The organism is Paenimyroides tangerinum (assembly GCF_003865405.1).
GTDB classification, from domain to species: Bacteria; Bacteroidota; Bacteroidia; order Flavobacteriales; family Flavobacteriaceae; genus Flavobacterium; species Flavobacterium tangerinum.
Genome location: NZ_RQVQ01000112.1, coordinates 1 through 551 on the forward strand (window position 1 = coordinate 1; position 551 = coordinate 551).

The following is a 551-nucleotide window of genomic DNA, read 5'->3' on the forward strand; positions in this document are numbered from 1 at the left end:
AAACGCAACCATCATGAAAAAAATAATTACCATACTTACGCTTTCTCTTTTTGGATTATCAGGCTTCGCCCAAAACTACCAATGGCAATGGGCAAAAACAGGTGGAGGAACCAATAATGCTTATGGGGAATATCCAACGCACTACTTTCCGCAAGCAGAACAAATATTAGATATTAAAATAGACCAAGACAACAACTACTTTTTTCTAGCCCGTGCCACCAACGGCAACACCCAAATAGACGGCAATTCCATTCCAACTTATAATTCAACGAGTAGTTACGATATCGTTATTTTCTCAACCGCTTGCGACGGAACTTTCCGTTGGAGCCAAACCATTGGTGGATATGCAGATGATGCAGTTTATAATATTGAGCTAGATAACAATGGTGGAGTTATCGCTTTAGTGCGTGTTCATAATAGTGGGAGAATGGATGGTACCAGATTAATGCATTTTTCCGAAACGGAAACCCAAATTCCCAACCCGGTATGGAACGGCGTGGACGACATTACGTATCATGAAGCCTATAAAAAAGGATTTCTATTACGTTATA

1 protein-coding gene is annotated in these 551 nt (G+C 40.1%); it reads left to right on the top strand.

The genetic code is table 11. From position 1 onward, the window contains the following. Nucleotides 1–13: 13 nt before the first annotated feature. Nucleotides 14–551, top strand: a 538-nt coding sequence (locus EG240_RS16765; protein ID WP_203229342.1) for a hypothetical protein, incomplete at its 3' end; no start/stop codon positions are given.